The organism is Pseudoalteromonas luteoviolacea DSM 6061, assembly GCF_001625655.1.
GTDB lineage: Bacteria > Pseudomonadota > Gammaproteobacteria > Enterobacterales > Alteromonadaceae > Pseudoalteromonas > Pseudoalteromonas luteoviolacea.
The window spans coordinates 154,605-169,868 of sequence record NZ_AUYB01000136.1 but is presented as its reverse complement, the minus strand read 5'-3'; the positions used below and the strand labels follow the sequence as shown (position 1 = coordinate 169,868).

Annotated in this window: 13 protein-coding genes; 10 read left to right on the top strand and 3 right to left on the bottom strand. The window is 39.8% G+C overall.

Annotated elements, in window-relative coordinates:
- Positions 1 to 16 precede the first annotated feature (16 nt).
- Complete coding sequence (locus N475_RS21640; RefSeq protein WP_063357959.1) at positions 17 to 1,519, bottom strand: protein kinase domain-containing protein; 1,503 nt, start codon at positions 1,517 to 1,519, stop codon at positions 17 to 19.
- 425 nt (positions 1,520 to 1,944) lie between these two features.
- Positions 1,945 to 3,738, bottom strand: coding sequence for a winged helix-turn-helix domain-containing protein (locus N475_RS21635; RefSeq protein ID WP_081232484.1), 1,794 nt, complete (start codon positions 3,736 to 3,738; stop codon positions 1,945 to 1,947).
- Between the two features lie 118 nt (positions 3,739 to 3,856).
- Here N475_RS21635 and N475_RS21630 point away from each other — a divergent pair, with 118 nt between their 5' ends.
- Entirely contained in the window at positions 3,857 to 5,341 is a 1,485-nt protein-coding gene (locus tag N475_RS21630) for an amidohydrolase family protein (protein WP_063357958.1), read from the top strand.
- Positions 5,342 to 5,387: 46 nt separating this feature from the next.
- Here the strand turns inward: N475_RS21630 and N475_RS21625 are convergent, their stop codons facing one another.
- On the bottom strand, positions 5,388 to 5,756 hold the full coding sequence (locus N475_RS21625) for a cupin domain-containing protein (protein WP_063357957.1): 369 nt from the start codon (positions 5,754 to 5,756) through the stop codon (positions 5,388 to 5,390).
- A gap of 96 nt (positions 5,757 to 5,852) precedes the next feature.
- Here N475_RS21625 and N475_RS21620 point away from each other — a divergent pair, with 96 nt between their 5' ends.
- From N475_RS21620 to N475_RS21580, 9 genes are all read left to right on the top strand, one after another.
- Positions 5,853 to 6,776 carry a LysR family transcriptional regulator gene (locus tag N475_RS21620; RefSeq protein ID WP_063357956.1) on the top strand — a complete coding sequence of 308 codons (924 nt, stop codon included), beginning with the start codon at positions 5,853 to 5,855 and terminating at the stop codon, positions 6,774 to 6,776.
- Between the two features lie 122 nt (positions 6,777 to 6,898).
- Positions 6,899 to 9,430 carry a TonB-dependent receptor plug domain-containing protein gene (locus N475_RS21615; protein ID WP_063357955.1) on the top strand — a complete coding sequence of 844 codons (2,532 nt, stop codon included), beginning with the start codon at positions 6,899 to 6,901 and terminating at the stop codon, positions 9,428 to 9,430.
- A 349-nt stretch (positions 9,431 to 9,779) separates the two neighbouring features.
- Positions 9,780 to 10,565, top strand: a complete 786-nt coding sequence (locus N475_RS21610; protein WP_063357954.1) for a DUF3450 family protein — start codon at positions 9,780 to 9,782, stop codon at positions 10,563 to 10,565.
- Positions 10,562 to 11,860, top strand: a complete 1,299-nt coding sequence (locus tag N475_RS21605) for a MotA/TolQ/ExbB proton channel family protein (protein WP_063357953.1) — start codon at positions 10,562 to 10,564, stop codon at positions 11,858 to 11,860. Before N475_RS21610 ends, N475_RS21605 begins: the two co-directional genes overlap by 4 nt.
- The gene (locus N475_RS21600) at positions 11,853 to 12,236 is read left to right on the top strand and encodes a MotA/TolQ/ExbB proton channel family protein (RefSeq protein WP_063357952.1); all 384 of its coding nucleotides are present in this window, start codon (positions 11,853 to 11,855) and stop codon (positions 12,234 to 12,236) included. Before N475_RS21605 ends, N475_RS21600 begins: the two co-directional genes overlap by 8 nt.
- Entirely contained in the window at positions 12,233 to 12,643 is a 411-nt protein-coding gene (locus N475_RS21595; RefSeq protein WP_063357951.1) for an ExbD/TolR family protein, read from the top strand. Before N475_RS21600 ends, N475_RS21595 begins: the two co-directional genes overlap by 4 nt.
- On the top strand, positions 12,643 to 13,299 hold the full coding sequence (locus N475_RS21590; RefSeq protein ID WP_063365936.1) for a hypothetical protein: 657 nt from the start codon (positions 12,643 to 12,645) through the stop codon (positions 13,297 to 13,299). Before N475_RS21595 ends, N475_RS21590 begins: the two co-directional genes overlap by 1 nt.
- Before the next feature lie 4 nt (positions 13,300 to 13,303).
- Entirely contained in the window at positions 13,304 to 14,665 is a 1,362-nt protein-coding gene (locus N475_RS21585) for a tetratricopeptide repeat protein (protein WP_162269623.1), read from the top strand.
- Between the two features lie 9 nt (positions 14,666 to 14,674).
- Complete coding sequence (locus N475_RS21580) at positions 14,675 to 15,130, top strand: DUF2799 domain-containing protein (RefSeq protein WP_063357948.1); 456 nt, start codon at positions 14,675 to 14,677, stop codon at positions 15,128 to 15,130.
- The last annotated feature ends 134 nt before the right edge of the window (positions 15,131 to 15,264 follow it).

Sequence of the window (15,264 nt, the reverse complement as noted above, 5' to 3'; positions counted from 1 at the left end):
ACTAAAACTGGGGCAGTTACATATGCACAAGTTCAAAGTTTATATAAGCATCTAGCAGCTGCTTTACATTTTTAGAGCAAACAATTTGACCACTGTTAGCACAACGAGCCATTTCGATGGCATTATGAGCAGCTCTTCCCTCTGGCATATTATTCGCGAGACTCACCATCGAGCCAGTTTCCATTCCCATCTTCAAATGAGACACAATGCCGTGGCTTAATTTAAGAAGTGCATTTTTACTATGTATCCTGCTCACAACCTCCAATGCAGCTCTTGCGCTCAGCCTACTATCACTGTCACTGGCTCTTGGGTAGCCAAAATAAAATACTAATGTATCTCCTAACGTACCTACATGGTAAGCGCCAAATCTAGTTGCAATATCAATACACTGCTGAAGCTGATCTGCGTGTAACGTATCGATGACATCTTGCGCACCGTCTTGCGCACCATTAATCGGTTCACACCCCAGTATGATGCAGAGAATAGTTACTTGCTTTCTCTCTGCTAGCCTAGTGTAAGACAAACCGAAGCGGGTATCCGATACTTCTTGAGTAAGTGTTTTTGCTATTGTTTGCGTGGACTGTTCGACTGGTTTTGATTCTAATTTAGCGCTTGAGGGAGCTAAAGTCCCAACTAAATTAGCAAAATTTATTTTGCGAAAGACTTTGTATAGCTCAACTGCATCCTTAGGTCTTTGATCTACTTTTTTATCTAATACTCTTCGCATTAACGAAGCTGAGTCATGTCCTGCCAATACATCCAAAGGAATATTCGCGGGGCTCAGTTGCTGATGAAATATTGAAGCTAAGCTCGATCCTCGCATTACTGTTTCTCCGGTCAAACACTCCAGAAAAACAAGACCCCATACGTATATGTCAGTCTGGGATACTGGCGGTTCGCCTCGCAATTGCTCAGGCGCACTGTAAGCCGGTGTTCCTAAGGTTTCTTGGGTTAATGTGATACTTTCATAATCGAGTTTTCTAGCTTCTTGTACTAGACTTCCAATCCCAAAATCTAAAACTTTGACATGCAGCTTGGCTCCCGCTTTTAACAGCATAATATTTGCAGGTTTGATATCACGGTGAATGACACCTTTGGCGTGAGCGTGCGCAAGGGCATCTAGTACGCCAGCCATAACGTCCGCTGCATTCAAAGCAGATAAAGGGCCATTGCTGGCTAGGAAGTCTTTAAGCGATTGTCCATCAATATATTCATAAACTGCATAGATCAACCCTCCATCACACTTTCCCCTATCGATTAAGTGGACAATATTTGGATGGTGCAACCTGCTTATCAAGTCAATTTCTCTATGAAACCTGGCTATGTAGCGACTTTTCTTGTCCTCCTCGAGGTCGGAAGATATTCGAAGAAACTTAATGGCAACCAATTGGCCGGTGCTAACTTGAGTCGCTTTATACACCTCCCCAAAGCCGCCTTGCCCTATCTTTTCTAGCAATTTATAGCTATTGGAAAAAAAGTTGTCCTGAATTTTTGAGCTATTAGAATGCGCAATTAACATATTTTTAGTACTCTTTTATTATCCTTAAATCATAAGAGGCCACTGAATATCTCTCTTCTGACTAAAAGTATCTCTATTTATATTTCTAAGAGGCTCGCCCCATTAAGCTTAATCAAGAACAAAAAACAATACAAAAAAACAACATGATTAACACATCAAAACCAGAAGCAACCAATTTAATTACAAAGAATTTCAATGTGAGGAGGTGTTGTGATTTTATAAGCAGGTTTGGTAATTTTAGCTGCAACACTTTTCGCGACCTAACAGTGTTGAGAAGTCAGGTTACTTAAAATTTTCAATAGATTTGAGCACACAATTCACCGGCAAAATAACCTCAACTAATAATGACAAGCAATCAAACATTTAATGAGTGCTATGCTCGCTCAAAGGTACGCTTAGAGGCTGAGGCTAGTAGTGAGTTCACATTATGGTAAGGTTGTAACTTGCTGACGCACGTTTTTTTGAATGTCTTCGAGTTTTATAAGCCAAGAACTTCGTATTTGCTCATCTTCGATTAAGCCGCTAAACATTTCCACCACAAACATATTGTCATTGGCATCTGGCAGCCACCCAGTGTTTAACAACTCAAATAGAGAGGATACAACCTTTTGCTGGTCACCATCTAAGAAATGCCAATAAGGCAGGTAGCGTGGTTTTATAGCGCTTCGTATAGCCAGTTGGTCAGCCATTAATTTTTGAATAGCTGCAACCTTCTCATGCTCTCCTAAGCCCTGAAGAATAAACGAGTACAATAGATAATTGCCAACATTGCCGCGAACCTGATGGTTCATCATGCTAATTTCACTAAAGTGTTTTTCGAAAATCCGATTAGCCTCTTTAAATTTTTGAGTTTGATACAATCCCATAATGTATGGCATGACATAATGGCTATCTTGCGGGGCCAATAAATACCTTTGCTTTAATAACGTGACAGCTTTTGCTTTATCTTGTTGATGCCAGCTAATAGCAGCTTCTACATATAAACCAAAAGATGACGCTCTTTGGCTTGGCTTTATTTTCTCAAACTCTTCTTGAGGGTCTTTGGAGTTACCAATACTCAATAAAAATAAAATATGAGACAAACGATGTAAGGGATACATCTTTGTGTGATCTTCGATGTGGGTCGTAAACCAATTTCGATAACTTTCAGCAAGTTCAATGTTTAATGGATAAAAGTCTAATTGATACAGCGGTATGTTTTTAATGTGTGGTGCAATTTCAACACTGCGTTCAAAATACTTACGTGCACTTTTCAAATCCCTAAGGTTTAGATAGGTGTAAGCGAGACCTCTGAGAACAGTTGGATCATTTGGCGCAAGTCTGAACGCTTTTAAGTCCGCTTTTAGGGCTTCATTTAGATTATTCGTCTCTCGGTAATATCGACCATCCCAATACCACAACATTGGAGAGTTACCTGACAAATCTAGAGCTTTAGAAAAATACCGTATTGCAACATTATAATTTTTACTTAAAGTCTCTAATCTCGCCATGGAAGTTAAGACATCGACACTATTGCTGTCTAGTTTTATCGCCGCTTCCAACAACGGGCGACACAATGGCTCTACTTTTGATTCTGGTAATGAGCCATATGTAGCCAAGGCCATATAGGTATTGCACAACCCACTCATTGCACCAGTATGTTGCGAGTTTTTCTCTAGCACCTCCGAATATATTTGTTTCGCTTTGATGATTTTTTCCGCCCGTTTTTTGCTCGCCAAGTGCTGCGCTAACGAGACTGATTCGAAGTATGGATCATTGACTGGTGAACTTTTGACAAGTGAGTTGAATAACTTAGTAATGACAATTATGCAGGTTACTGTAATGAGGGCTCCAATCAGTATATTTAGCGGGGCCGAGCGATTTTTTTCTTGAGGAGCACTATCAACTCGCACAATCTCTACTTGTGGCACAATCCTGTAGCCCTGACTCGAAATTCGCTCAATGTAATCGTGAATATCACTGTCTTCATTGAGCACTTTTCTAAGCATTGCAACAGCTTGGTAGACCGAGTTATCAGACACAACTCTATCAGGCCAAACTAGCTGAGCAAGCTCATCAACACTCAATGGACAATTGCGATTTTCAATCAAAGTAGTGAGTAGCATCATCACCTTTGGCGTCACCACATGCTCCGCCATGGTTTCTACATGCTTTATTTTGTTTAATTTAGGTGTCACAACCCAGTTTCCTACCTGAACTGTTTCAATCTCACGACTCATATTACTTTTTGTTTTTATTGCTTTTTATTTTTTTAAGAAAAATTTTAGTTCTCTGTTATGAGAATTTCATTTCCTAATGCCCAGGTTGTTTTAAGTTCGCCTTTTTACAGGAGGTTATATGAAAAAATATGCTCAAATACTCTCTCTACTGGCAGCTAACTTAGCACACGCCAAAGTAGATTTGCTAATCGATAATGCAACCATTATATCACCAATCAACCAAAGTGAAGTATCCATAAAAACTAATCATTGGGTCTCAATTAGCAATGGAAAAATAATTGAAGTATCAAATAACTCGACTAGGCCAATTGCCAACACAATGATAGATGCAAATGGGCTATTTTTAATTCCAGGTTTAACCGACAGCCATACACACTTAAGAACAATGCCTGGACTATTAAAAACAGATAACGATGCCAAAAAAATGCAATCCCAATTTTTAAAACGCCAAGGGGCCAATTATTTGTACTACGGTGTTACACAAGTCATCGACCCAGCAAATACGGCACAGGGCATAGCTGAGTTTAACAGTCATTCATTTTCACCTGATGCTTATTTTTGCGGCGCAATGCCAATCTATCAAGGCTATGCGGCCCAAGGAATTAAATACCAAAACCTTCATAAACAGCGAGCCTATTACGTTCATCAACACGATGATCCGAGCCACCTATCGACTCCATCAATAACATCTTTGCATCAAGCAAAAACTGCGGTCAGAAGACTCAAAAAAGATGGCGCAATCTGCGCTAAAATTTTTATAGAAGATGGTTTTGATAAAGCTAAGAATATCCGGCTCATCAATCAGGAAAGTGTCAAAGAAATAACCTCTGAAGCAAATAGACTAAAGCTACCGGTTATGGTCCATGCCAATGCCACAGATATGCAATCAATTGCGCTACAAAACAATATAGATATATTGGCACACGGTATATGGAACTGGTTGGATGAACACCAGCAAGAAGCGAGTCTCGCTAACAGCCTACCAATAAATGTAAAACGCGTTGCGAATCAGATTCTGAAGAAAAATACCTATTATCAGCCTTCTTTAAACGTAATGCGCAGCCTCACAGACGTGATGGTTCCCGGTCACTTAAATAAAAATAAATACAAAACAGTGCTACCAAATTGGCAGTTGGATTGGTACAAGTCCCCTAATGGTCAGTGGTTTGCCAGAGAGATGTTGTCAGGGTGGAAGGCCATGAGCCACCAGCAAAAATTTAAATACATGCAGTCCAAACAAACTAACGGCAAGCGTGTTTTAAATTACCTTTACAAAAAAGGAGCGCCAATATTATTGGGCTCCGATACGCCACCAGCACCCACTTATGCTTCTCAACCTGGGTTGTCCACTTTCTGGGAGCTAAGGGATATGCATCACGCTGGTGTTGATCTTGTTGGCTTGTTAGCCAGTGCAACGATAAACAATGCCAAAGCCTATCAACTTGAGTCTAAATATGGGGCAGTATTGCCTGGTAAGGTAGCGAATTTATTGCTTCTAAGATCAAATCCTCTCACGAGCGTAGAAGCCTATAACAAAATTAAAAGTGTTATTCTCCATGGCATCGTGCATGAAAGAACGACCTTTCACATAAACAACCTTTAAAAAATTAACTTTGGGGCTAATGATTTGGCCCTAGTCTTATTTAGATTCAAATCCAGACATCATTATCCGCTGTCAACTCACCACCTGCGTCACCTGTATTTACCACTCCACTTGGTTCGATAATTAAAATATGACACTCATCGGTTGCAACCGGTTTATGTTCTTCGCCTTTTTTAACTACGTACATCTCACCACTTGTTAATGGTACAACCCTGTCTTTAAAATGGATATCCATCGAACCTTTTATAACGAGGAATAATTCATCTGTATCAACATGTTGATGCCAAGTAAACTCCCCTTTTACTTTTACCAACTTCAGTTGATAGTCATTGAGTTGCGCAACTACTTTGGGTGACCAATGTTCATTAATCAATGCCAGCTTTTGTGCAAAATTAATTACTGAGTTCTTATTCATCTTAATTATTCCTGAGTTATCTAAAACTAGATTAAGTTGCAATATCAGATGAATCAAATGTACATTTTTCAGATATACATGAATTTGGTACATACAATGGATCTCAGACAATTTGATCAGAACTTATGGCTAGTGCTTGACGCACTTTACAAAACGCAAAGTGTATCCGATGCAGCTGATAACTTAAGTTTGAGTCAATCAGCAATGAGCCACGCGTTAAAAAGACTCCGAATAGCCTTTAACGATCCGCTATTTGTTCGAGTTAAAGGAAAGATGCTACCCACACAAAAAGCAATCGATATTCAACCTCTCGCACAACAAGGTATAGAGTTACTCAGTCAAATTGCCAAAAGCATTGACAGTTTTGAGATGAATACTTCTAGGCGCCAATTTGTCATTGCCGCAACAGACTTCACAACTAAACTGTTTATCTATCCTCTGCTAAACACACTGTCTACACTTAACAGCAATATACGAATTAAGGTCATTGATCTTAGTTCGGAGATCCCAATTCAAGCATTGTCTTCTAATCATATCGACTTGGTACTGACATTTAGTCACGCACATGCTTTTGCAAATAATCTGAGCCAGCAGAAATTAATATCTGGGCACTATCGCGTCATTGCTAAGAAACAACACCCGATAGTTTTAAATAAACTTTCTTTAGAGGCTTACCTAAGCGCAAAACATGTACTCATCTCTCCTTGGGGAGCTGAAAGCGCAAGCTTAGACAATGAACTTGAAAGACTCGGAAAAACACGTCAAATAGCGGCCATAGTGCCCCAACTTATGAACGCAGTTGAACTGGTGAGCAACTGTGATTTAATCGCTACAGTCCCAGCACTCTTACTTAGGCAACAGGACTCTGAAAATGTACAGATATTAGAACCACCTCTAGCTCTGCCTGACTATAAATTGTTCATGGTGTGGCATCCTTCATTCAACTTAGACCAAGGTCTAATATGGCTGCGTTCTGAGCTCGAAACTATTGCAGCACAAATACTTGAAGGTAATTCATAGTGTTACGCACGATATTCTGTTTACATATTTAGAACAAATATATTGCACTTGAGTTTTATTTATGACAACGTCTAAGGCAGGCAAAGCCGTTAAAATAAAAAATAATTATAGAGTAGTAAGTTATGACAGGATCTCTCAAGCTATCACCAATAGCGTTAGCACTATTGGCCAGTACCACGATGGCGCAAGCCAATGAACCAGCCGAAGAAAAAATTGAAACTATTTCAGTTCTCGGTTCAAAAGTTTCTAACCGTACCGCCACCGAGTCGACCTCTCCAATTGATATATTAGATACCGAGCAACTTAATAAAGGTGGTTTCACAGAATTAGGGCAAAGCCTTCAATCAATTGCCCCCTCTTTTAACTTTAGTAGAACTCAAGTATCTGATGGTTCAGATTTATTTCGTCCAGCAACTTTGAGAGGGTTACAACCAGATCAAACATTGGTGCTAATCAATGGTAAAAGGCGACATACTCAAGCCATCTTCGGCTTGTCAGGGACAGTAGGCGCAGGCGCTGCGGGAACTGACATGAATTCCATTCCAATGATGGCACTAAAAAATGTTGAAATTTTACGAGACGGTGCTGCAGCAAGATATGGTTCCGATGCAATTGCAGGCGTAATCAACTTATCTCTGAATGATTCGACTGGTGTCACTACCGGGTTTTTCCAAGGTAGTTCAACTGGAGAAGGTGATGGTGATACGTATGCACTTGGCTTGAACCGCGGTTTCGATATTGGTAATGAAGGTGGCTTTATCAACGTATCTTTAGAATATAGAGATGCGGACGGCACCAATAGAGCAGAAAGAGATACTGGGGGATCATCTACAATTGCAAAAGGTGAACTGTCAGAATCTGTTCGCTGGCGTCAAGGAAATTCAGACAGTGAGTTTATTTCTGTTTTCTACAACGCAGCGCTCCCTGTGGGAGACAAAGAACTCTACTCATTTGCTGGTTATTCCAATAGAACGGCCCTAGGCAATGGTTTTTATCGTGATTTTGATCGTGCAGAACGTAACGTACCGCAAGTATACCCTGACGGTTTTTTACCTCGTATTGATAATGAAGCGGAAGATATCTCCTTCGCAATTGGTATAAAAGGCGATATTAATCCAGATTGGAACTTTGATTTTTCAACTGTATATGGTGAAAACCAGTACGACTACTCTTCGTCGAATACTATCAATGCGTCCTACGCAGCAGAGTACCTTGCAAATAATCCAAACGCTAGCAACCAAGATATCGCTGACAATGCTGGACCTAGAGGTGGATACTCTGGTGGATTCCGTTTTGATCAATGGACCACAAATTTAGATATCAATGGGGTAATCGATAGAGACAATGCCGAGCCAATCTACCTATCTATTGGTGCAGAATATCGTAAAGAGAACTATCAAATTGTGCCTGGTGAAGTCGCTTCTTATGCGTGTGGTGCGTCCAACGCAGAGCGTTCGTTTGCTTCTGTAATAGATTCTGAAGTATTTGCTGATTGTGGTTTTCAAGCATACCAAGGCCTTAGACCAGATGCAGCAAACAACGCAGACCGTTCAAGTCACGCCATTTACATCGAAGCTGAAACCCTACTCAATGAGAATTGGCTCGTTAGTGCAGCACTCAGATATGAAGACGTCTCCGACTCTGGTGATGACACCATTTGGAAGTTAGCTAGCCGCTATGAAATTACAGAGGATCTAGCTGTCAGAGCCGCAGCCTCTACAGGCTTCAGAGCACCATCCCTTCAACAATCAGGATACACAGCTTTTACAACCACATTAGGTGGTGATGGCTCTCTAGCGACTTCATATACCGCAACGGCAGGATCTCCTTTCCCTTCTGCACTCGGGATTGATGGATTAAAACTCGAATCATCAGATAACTACAACTTGGGTTTAGCTTGGGATGTTAGCAGCAATTTATCGCTAACTTTAGATTTCTATCAAATCAAAATTTACGACAGAATTAACTTAGGCAGCTTTATCGGTGCCGATAGCGCTGAACTTACAAATTTTGCCGACGCAAATACCGCCCTAAAAGCCACAGGCGCTGTTCAAGGGAACTTCTTCTCGAACTCTTTAGACTCAACCACCAAAGGGGTTGATTTAATTGCATCATACAATACCGATTTTGGAGATGGCGAGCTTGAAATTACCTTTGCAGCTAATAAAAATGAAACGACCATCGATAGAGTCAATTCACCTGAAGGCATTCCAGATACCATTGCACTTGATGAGCAGCGTCGTTCGTTTTTAACTCATGGGCAACCACAAGAACGAGCTACTTTGACGTTTGATTATCAAACTGAGCAATGGTCTTCGTTGTTGAGGTTCAATTATTTTGGCGAAACCGAAGTAAGTTACTTTGCTGGTAGACACATTGTTCTTCCAGATTTTCTATCTCCTACAAATAGCTGGCAACAGACCAGTGTAGTAGAGTCCGCGGTCTTAGTTGACGTGAATTTTGGTTATGAGCTAACTGAAAATCTTAATTTATCTGTGGGTATTGATAATATTTTCGATGAAACACCTGACGAACTTGGTGAGGATGAGGTATTAAACTTCATTACCAATGGTGCAATGCGCTACCCATTGAGAGCACTGCCCTATGGCTTTGACGGTATGACTTACTATGCAAAAGTCAGTTTTAGCTTTTAATTAGGAACAGTCAAAAGCTGTATAGCGAGCGGCACTCGTTGTACAGCTTTTAAAAATACCCAATTCCCCTTCTTTTATTGCAATCATTCCGATTGAAAAATAATCAACAGATATAATTAATAAATTTATAACTTAGCAATAATGTAGCGCTTTTATTATTTTATTGCCTTAAAACGTATAACTATCAACAGTTAGCACTTAATTGATACCCCTCTAAATTCAATAAAATTCATATTAATAATGTGTGTTAAATAGTCTAATTGACATTTTATCAACAGCCTTTCTAATATAAATATTGCACAACTATTAATCACAACATATATATCGAACAACAATAAGGAAGTTTATAGTGGCAAAATATCTTCGCCCAATGCTCGTACTAACCTTTTGGGTTATGTGTTTTGGAGCATCTGCTAACCAAGATATTCAACTCATTGATCAGTGGCTTAAACTAGAAAAACAACAAAGCACATTAAATTCCGTCTGGGCTGAGCGAAAAACAAAGCTACAGCAACAAATTTCACTATTACAAAAAGAACAACAAGAGCTCGAACGATTACTTGAGAGAAACCGCAGTAATAAAAATGAAGTGTCGCAACAAAGGCAAAAACTCATCACACAACAAGCAGAATTCGAAGAGTATGACGCTTCATTGGCTACGGATTTGGACAACCTTGTAAATTACATGCAGTCTGTACAGCCAAGGCTTCCTTTACCGTTACAGAAAAAGTGGCAAGAGACACTTATAACTTTAGCCCCCCAGGCGAACTCAAACAAATTAGACAGCATTCTAAAACTATTCAAACAAGCTTACGATTTCGATGATCAAGTTGTATTTCACACGGGCTTAGTATCATTTTCAAAAGACGAGAGCAAATCAATCCTCGCTGAGCAAGTCTATCTAGGACTATCTCAAGGTTGGTATATATCAGCAGACAAACAATACTACGGGTATGGTAGAAGTGATAACAGCAAGTGGCATTGGTGGCATGGTCCGCAAACAACACAAATTCTAGGAACTGAATTATCTAATGCTCAAATATCTGCAGTTACTGACATAATAAAGCAACCTACAAGGGCTCGTTATGTTCAACTGCCCCTTGCGATAGAGCGAAGATACGGAGACAAGCTATGATACGAATAATCAGCTTTACTCTATTTTTGGTTTGTAGCTTTGCCGCTAAAGGCAACTCGAATACTTCCAATGAATTACTGAGTCGTATTGCAATTGCAAAGAATAAACTTGAAGCCTCACAATTAAAAATAGACAAAGAGCATAAGGCACTTGCCAATAAGCTTCATGCGCAGTTGCAGCGTGTAAAGGCACTTCGTAGTCAGGCAAAAAACATACGCAGATTAGAAGATGAACAACTAATAAATATCGATAACTTAAAAACGCGTAATCAACAATGGCAAGCCCAACAAAACTACCAACTACAGTTAATCACATCTTTCGAGCAGCAAACAAACAGTAAGATTTCGAATGAAACTGGTAGGCTTAATACCATGCATTTTATTGCACAATTCGATTCAAAACTGACGCCTCGCTTTCGCTCAACACAGCTTATCGGCAGCGATAACAAATTGGCCAACTTTGAAAGTATTAAAATTGGTCCTATTGAATACGCGATTAATAATGAAGAAGCCGGTATCGTTTCAAGAATTGGAAGCAGTGATAAAGCTCAAGTTCATCCTTTTACGAGTGAAGGCAATATATATACACATATATCAGCGCTAAAAGAGCATGGAGTATCTCGCATTACCTTTGATCCAACTTTGGGCAATGCTGCGAAACTCAATCAAACTCAATTTTCTTTTCTTGAGTACATCGAACGCGGTGGAACTTGGGCAGTCCCTATTATTTGCTTCGCATTGGCGGCACTAATTATTGGTATAGTTAAAAGTGTTCAGCTTACTCGTTTGCCAAACCTCAAAAAACTAGAAACCCAGATGTCGGTATTTAACGATAAACCATTGGCTGTTGATGAATTCGCCGTGCTAATTGAAGATTTAGAGCCTATTCAAAAGTCACTCATGGGTATTATAGATAAAAATCCAGTCTCTCAAAAACGTGATGACTTATTAATAGCCCAACTGTCAAAATACAAAGCAAGCAATGAAAAATACATAGGAGTTGTGACAACGTGTGCTGCGGTCGCACCACTGCTTGGGCTACTTGGTACTGTTTCGGGTATGATCCATACATTCATGATGATGAACGTTTTCGGCTCAGGAGATGCTTCGGTCGTTTCGGGAGGGATTTCTCAAGCTCTTATTACAACTGAGTTAGGCTTAATCGTTGCGATCCCATCACTCATAATCAGTGCCCTACTCACCAGAAAAGTAAAAAGCTATCAATCTGCCCTAGAAACTCTGGCGCTACTACTCAGCAAAGTTGAAATTACAGGTAAAGGACCACAGCATGGCTGAGCTGACTTCTTTACTTTCAAACAAAGTAGTTTTAGCGTTGCTCGGCCTTGCTAGCTTCACTTATTTCATCTTATTTGATCTTTATTTCGCCTCCCCCTCACAAGGTTGGGAAGTAAAAGTACGTAACTGGCAAACAGGACTGCTTGCTTTAATTTCGGCCCAACCACTGCTCGGCTTGCTTGGTACAATTCAAGGTTTACTCGACACATTTGAATTTATCTCAATCTTTGAAGTATTAAGCCAACAAGCCATCATGTCAGGTGGTATTTCCAACGCACTAATAACCACCAAACTTGGATTAGTACTGGCAATACCCTCTTTGGTTTTCCGTCAATTAGTATTGTTCAAACTAAAAAAACAGCGAGGTCACTCATGAGATCTTCATTTGAACGGCGCACTGAGCAAGAAAATAGTAATGAGATTGACTTAGCACCACTGCTAGATGTTGTATTTATTCTGTTGATATTTTTTATTGTTACAACTGTATTCGTAAAGGAAACAGGCGTTGAAGTAAACAAACCTTCAGCAGTATCTAGCGAGCGCTTAGAAAAGAATGTCTTCTTAATCGCTATAACCAATGATGGACAAGTAATATACGGAGGAGCAAATATTGGAGTGCATGGCATTCGTAGCACCCTTGAACATTTAAATAGAAAAGATGCAAGGCCTCTCATTATTCAGGCAGATAAGTCTGTGACCACTGATTTACTGGTGAAAGTAATTGACCAAGCCAAACTTGCGGGTATTAAAAACATTAACTTAGCAACTGAAGAGCAGAAGTAATGGATAGCTTAAAAGTGACTTTTACCCGATTATTATTAGGCATATCAGCTTTGACTCTTTCGCTGTCTTTGTTTCTATTTTTAGTCGTATTGGATAATTCAACTGGTAAGTCACCCGATAAGTTGCAGATTAACCGAGTAGACGTTGCCATGATTAGCCCTCCTCCACCACCTCCTCCAATAACCCAGACTCATCACACGTCTGGGCAATCAAGCGCTCTCAATGTAAAGGGACTCGGAGGACCTGTAAAAGTACAATATAGTGTAAAAAACGTAATGGAGATCCCAACAGCCAACAAGCTAAACCTACCAAAAATCTCTACCGATAAACTCAAATTTACCAGTCACTTTTCTGCTAGTGTTCCAATGTTAAATGTGGAGCACCTAGATAGAGTCCCAAAAGTGGTTTCCCAAAGGTATGTAAGGCCACCCAAAACAGTTAGAAAATATGGCCAAAAACGTATTGAAACATCCGTTGAGCTTATTATTGACCAAACTGGGAAACCTTTTGTGAAAAGAATTATCGACCCTGTTTTTCCAGAAATGAATGAAACCATAAGGACTTGGGTAAAACATGCAAAATTCGAAGTCCCCAGAAAAGAAGGTAAAGCTGTTCAAGCAGTATATCTATACGGAATAAACTTTAATTATGGATAATCTAATGAATCGAAAACACGCTTATGGTCTTGCGTTGCTCTCTTTTATATTTGCTAGTTTGTGCGTCAAGGCGCAACAGTTTCAACTTGAACTAGCTCCCATTAACTTTGTTTTGCCCGCATTTAGCGAGGAATATTCAGACCGAGAAGTCACACTTGCACCTGATGAGTATGAGCTAGCTGAAAAGCTAAAGTCTTTGCTAGACAAAAAGGACTATAAACAAGTACGCGATGAGCTAGTGACGTATTATAATATTGAACTTAGTCCGGCTCTTTTGATGATCAAAGCGCAAGTTTATTTTTCCCTCAAAGAATATAGTAAAGCAATTAAAGTCTACGAATATATACTAAAGAGGAAACCACAGCTCGTTCGGGCACATGAAGACTTGGGTCAACTATATCTTTTTACTGAGCAGCTCTACAAAGCTCAAACGCATTTTGCCAAAGCTATTTCCTATGGTTCCAACAATGCTATGGTACATGGCCAGTTGGGATATTTAAACTTGCAAAGCAATGGCGCGTTTAGTGCCCTATATGCCTACCAAAAGGCGTATAGTCTTGAACCAAATAACCGCCAATGGCAACAAGGTCTGCTAACCTCACTTGTTCAGGCTAAGATGTTCCCCTCTGCACTTGCACTTCTCGAGGAATTTATTGAGAAAGATACTCTCAACCAATCTCTGTGGCTAACTAAAGCTGCAATTAACCTTGAGCAAAAACAAAATTTAGATGCGCTTCAAAGTTTAGAGTATGCGCTTTTACTAGGAGAATTACCTCATCAAAACAAACTCGTAATGATAAGCCTGCACTTTGAACAATCGCATTACGACAGAGCTATGTCTCTTTTAAAAAGTAGTGCAAAAGAAAATAAGGTTAAATTTTCTGAAGTAGGAAATTACCTTTATAGGCTTAACGCAGCAAACAGATGGAGCGACAGTGAGTGGCTTCTAAATCATTTTGCCGACTCAGATACACTGAGTGACTTTGACAAAAGTACGCTAGCTTATACACAAGCACAAATTCTAGAAGCAAAAGGCAAACTAACTCAGGCAAGCAAATACTACGCAGATTCACTACAAAAAAATGCAAATAACTCAAGCGCCCTATTGTCCTATGCCTACCTGCAGCTTCAGCAGAAAAATTTTATTTTATCCGAACAATTATTTATTCGAGCACAGTCTTTTGAAAATGTTAAATTGCAAGCAATGCTTGGCCGAGCTCAACTTTATATCAACACCGACGATATACAAGCAGCATATAACTTATTGCTAGACGTAAACAGTAAATATCCCGAAACACAGGGCCTTCAAGATAAAATTGAAATACTTGCCAACATTACAAAAATCGAAAACACCAATAAACTATAAGGAACATTAATGATGAAACTTTTTTCACTTGCTCCCTTCATGATGTTATTTTTATCCGGTTGTAATTCAACTAACGAACAATTAGTTTACGCCGATTGCATTGCTGAAGACTGGAAGAAACTCGGTTATGAAGCGGCGCAATCTGGCAAGAATGTGAGAACCTTTGATAATGTTAAACGTGAGTGTGGTTCAAAGTTGGCACCCGAAGCACAAGAGCTATTTGTCGACGGATACAGTGATGGCTTACTGGAGTATTGTACGTACGAATTAGGGCATGGACACGGTGAGCAAGGACTTGAAGCTTCTGACATTTGCCCACTTGATATGAGTTTAGAATACAAAAAAGGTTATAGAGTCGGTTTGCGTAAACGCACAGAACTCGAAGAATACATGGCTAGACAAAAAAGAGAGTTAGAAATGGGCATTCGCTCACAGGGTCAGCGGGGCATGCGAGGAGATAAGTAACTCTTCGCAATGGGAGACGGAAAAAATATTAAAAAGTGGCACCTTTTGACACCAATTTATTAGTTTGTCTATCTCCCGCCCACTTTATATTTATACTTTCAGATGCCTTTTTTGGCTTGTTATTCTCTCCTAAG

Coding starts and splice junctions, on each gene's coding strand:
- N475_RS21640 (WP_063357959.1), bottom strand. CDS start 1,519: ATGTTAATTGCGCATTCTAATAGCTCAAAAATTCAGGACAACTTTTTT.
- N475_RS21635 (WP_081232484.1), bottom strand. CDS start 3,738: ATGAGTCGTGAGATTGAAACAGTTCAGGTAGGAAACTGGGTTGTGACA.
- N475_RS21630 (WP_063357958.1), top strand. CDS start 3,857: ATGAAAAAATATGCTCAAATACTCTCTCTACTGGCAGCTAACTTAGCA.
- N475_RS21625 (WP_063357957.1), bottom strand. CDS start 5,756: ATGAATAAGAACTCAGTAATTAATTTTGCACAAAAGCTGGCATTGATT.
- N475_RS21620 (WP_063357956.1), top strand. CDS start 5,853: ATGGATCTCAGACAATTTGATCAGAACTTATGGCTAGTGCTTGACGCA.
- N475_RS21615 (WP_063357955.1), top strand. CDS start 6,899: ATGACAGGATCTCTCAAGCTATCACCAATAGCGTTAGCACTATTGGCC.
- N475_RS21605 (WP_063357953.1), top strand. CDS start 10,562: ATGATACGAATAATCAGCTTTACTCTATTTTTGGTTTGTAGCTTTGCC.
- N475_RS21600 (WP_063357952.1), top strand. CDS start 11,853: ATGGCTGAGCTGACTTCTTTACTTTCAAACAAAGTAGTTTTAGCGTTG.
- N475_RS21595 (WP_063357951.1), top strand. CDS start 12,233: ATGAGATCTTCATTTGAACGGCGCACTGAGCAAGAAAATAGTAATGAG.
- N475_RS21590 (WP_063365936.1), top strand. CDS start 12,643: ATGGATAGCTTAAAAGTGACTTTTACCCGATTATTATTAGGCATATCA.
- N475_RS21585 (WP_162269623.1), top strand. CDS start 13,304: ATGAATCGAAAACACGCTTATGGTCTTGCGTTGCTCTCTTTTATATTT.
- N475_RS21580 (WP_063357948.1), top strand. CDS start 14,675: ATGATGAAACTTTTTTCACTTGCTCCCTTCATGATGTTATTTTTATCC.